We start from the raw sequence: 2,903 nt of genomic DNA, 5'->3' as shown, positions 1-2,903 counted from the left end.
GCGATGGCGGCGGGGACTCGATCGCTGTTGCTTCTGAAAATCGTCATTGTCTTTCTCCCATTGGTTCCGGCGGGTCTTCGCCCGTTCTCTGTCAACTAACGCTATCAGGCAGCTTTTCCTCGCGCCGCGCGATCAAATCCTTGAGACCTTCGGCGACGCCCTCGTCGAGCCTCGGCTCCTGATAGTCGGCGAGCATGTTGCGCGCCTTTTCACGGCCGCGCGTATCATGATCCTTCGCGCCCTCGGCTGTCCATTGTTCGAAAGAGTTGAAGTCCATGATGGTCGGCATGAAGAAGGCCTTCTCGAAATGCTCGAGCGTGTGCTGCGTTCCGAGGAAATGGCCTTGCGGACCGACCTCGCGGATCGCCGCCATCGCTTCCTTGAAATCGTCGAACGGAATGCCGCCGGCATATTTGTACCAGCCGACGAGCTGCTCGCAGTCGGTGGCGAATTTCGAATAGCCGCAGGTGAGGCCGGCCTCCAGCCAACCGGCCGAGTGCCAGATGTAGTTGGCGCCGGCGAGGATCGCGGCATGCATCAGCATGTTCGCCTCGTAGCCGGCCTGGGCGTCGTTGAGCTTGGAGCCGACATGGAAGCCGGAGGTGCGCCACGGCAGTTTGTATTTCCTGGCCAGCGCGCCCATCAGATACATCATCTGCGCGGCTTCCGGCGTGCCGCCCATCGGAGCGCCGGTCTTCATGTCGACGGTGACCATGAACTGGCCGTAGATCTGCGGCGAGCCGGGGCGGATAAGCTGGGTGAAGGCCACCCCGGCAAGCGCCTCGGCATTGACCTGCGCGACCGCGCCGACGGCGGAGGCCGAGGTCGAGGCGCCGCACAGCGCGAAGGGCGCCAGGATCAGCGGCTGGTTGTGGCGCGCATAGACCCTCATCGCGTCGAGCATGGTGGCGTCCCACACCAGCGGCGAATTGCAGTTGGTGATCGACACCAGCACCGGGTTGTCCCGCACGAACTCCTCGCCGAAGACGATGCCAGCCATCGCCATCGTGTCCTCGGCCCGCTCCTTCGACGTGACGATGCCCATGAACGGCTTGTCGGAGTGCTTCAGCGCCGAATGGATGATGTGGAGGTGGCGCTTCGGCACCGGGATTTCCATGGGCTCGCAGATGATCGAGCTCGACGAATGCAGTGCCGGCGCCATGTAGGCGAGCTTGTGGAAATTGTTGAGATCGGCAAGCGTGCCGTAGCGCCGCTTGTTGTCGAGGTCGCGCACGTAGGGCGCGCCATACATCGGCACGAAGATCGAGTTCTTGCCGCCGACGCGGACCGTGCGCTCGGGGTTGCGCGCGTTGAGGGTGAACTCCGGCGGAACCTTCGAGACGAGTTCCATCAGCAATGCGCGGTCGATACGGACGCGCGTCTCGGTCACATCGGCGCCAGCCGCCTTCCAAAGCGCGATCGCCTCGTCGTCGCGGAATTCGCAGCCCACCTCCTCGAGGATCTTGAGCGATTCCTCGTGGATCAACTCGACTGCCTCGTCCGGCACGATCTCGTAAACCGGAATCTGCCGGACAAGGGTCGGGAACGACGCTATCGGCGCGCTTCTCAGCGCCTTGCGTCCCAGCCGACCGCCACCGCGACGGTGGGCCGGTTCGGTCATTTCAACGGCCGGTGCGTTCATGGAGCCTCCTACTTCCCGCCCAGCCAAGTTAGCGAGACGAAATATGACTGTGACGCTGGAAAATCCTGATCTCTTGTATAAGCTGCGCTTATGCGAAGCCTACGCCACCTCCTGCCCTCGGCCGGCAGCCTGATCGTCTTCGAGGCGGCGGGCCGGCTGTCGAGCTTCACCGCCGCCGGCCGCGAGCTCGGCATGACGCAGGCGGCCGTTTCCTATGCGGTGCGCGGACTGGAGGAACAGCTCGGCGCCAAGCTCTTCCAGCGCCGCCACCGGCAGGTCAGCCTGACGGAAGCCGGCGAACGCTTCCATGCCGATGTGTCGCTTGGCTTATCCCATATCCGCAAGTCGGCGGAGGATCTTCGCTTGCAGGTCACGGGCGGCCACGTGACGGTTGCCGCCTCGACCGCCTTCGGCTCCTTCTGGATGATGCCGCGCCTGCAGCAGTTCCGCGACGAACTGCCTGGCATCGATCTACGCATCCAGACCGCGGACCGCGATCTCGACATCATCGCCGAAGGCATCCCGCTCGCCGTGCGCGGCGGCGTTCCCCGGCAATGGGCGGACTATCATTCGCTGCCTTTGGCCGACGAGGAGATCTTCCCGGTCGCGGGTCCCAACTATCTGGCGAAGTTCGGCATGCCGAGGACCGTCGTGGAACTGGCAACGCACCGGCTCATCCATCTCGAGGAGCCGTACCGCGAGGCGGCGAACTGGGACGAATGGTTCGCGTCCGCCGGAACCAGTCTGCGCAATGCCGAACGCGGCCTGCGCATCAACGATTACGCCCTTGTCATCCAAGCGGTCATGGAGGGACAAGGCATCGCGCTCGGCTGGCGCCATCTCGTCGAGCGGCTGGTGGCGTCCGGCCTGCTGGTCCCGGTGACGAATCACGTGCTGAGGACCGGCACCGCGTTCTACGTCATTTGGTCGAAGAACCGGGAGCTCAGCGACAATGCACTCAAGGTCAGGGACTGGCTGGTGGCGCAGGCGTGAAGTTGCCCCTCCCCCACGCCAATCGAATCCGCCTATAATCACCGCATGCCCATCCGCCAGCTTTCCGAAACGATGATCAACCAGATCGCCGCCGGCGAGGTGATCGAGCGTCCGGCAAGCGTGGTGAAGGAGCTGGTCGAGAACGCGCTCGACGCCGGTGCGGGCCGAGTCGAGATCGTCACCGCCGGCGGCGGGCTCTCCCTCATCCGCGTCACCGACGATGGCTCGGGCATTCCAGAACGGGAATTGGCGCTGGCGGTTGCCCGCC

General features: G+C 64.3%; 3 protein-coding genes. 2 read left to right on the top strand and 1 reads right to left on the bottom strand.

From position 1 onward, the window contains the following. Positions 1-91 precede the first annotated feature (91 nt). Positions 92-1,642, bottom strand: a complete 1,551-nt coding sequence (locus tag EOA29_RS31375) for a trimethylamine methyltransferase family protein (RefSeq protein ID WP_126094347.1) — start codon at positions 1,640-1,642, stop codon at positions 92-94. A gap of 90 nt (positions 1,643-1,732) precedes the next feature. Here EOA29_RS31375 and EOA29_RS31370 point away from each other — a divergent pair, with 90 nt between their 5' ends. Together EOA29_RS31370 and EOA29_RS31365 are read left to right on the top strand one after the other, a co-directional pair. Continuing rightward, positions 1,733-2,635 carry a LysR substrate-binding domain-containing protein gene (locus EOA29_RS31370; RefSeq protein ID WP_126094348.1) on the top strand — a complete coding sequence of 301 codons (903 nt, stop codon included), beginning with the start codon at positions 1,733-1,735 and terminating at the stop codon, positions 2,633-2,635. Between the two features lie 45 nt (positions 2,636-2,680). Next, a partial coding sequence (locus EOA29_RS31365) for an ATP-binding protein (RefSeq protein ID WP_189479042.1) occupies positions 2,681-2,903 on the top strand: 223 nt, incomplete at its 3' end.

This window comes from Mesorhizobium sp. M1E.F.Ca.ET.063.01.1.1, from assembly GCF_003998155.1.
Classification (GTDB): Bacteria; Pseudomonadota; Alphaproteobacteria; order Rhizobiales; family Rhizobiaceae; genus Mesorhizobium.
The sequence above is the reverse complement of the archived record's forward strand: the minus strand, read 5'-3'. Positions and strand labels throughout refer to the sequence as shown.

Bases quoted from the DNA above. Each gene is read 5' to 3' on its own strand.
- EOA29_RS31375 (WP_126094347.1), bottom strand. From the start codon at position 1,642: ATGAACGCACCGGCCGTTGAAATGACCGAACCGGCCCACCGTCGCGGT.
- EOA29_RS31370 (WP_126094348.1), top strand. From the start codon at position 1,733: ATGCGAAGCCTACGCCACCTCCTGCCCTCGGCCGGCAGCCTGATCGTC.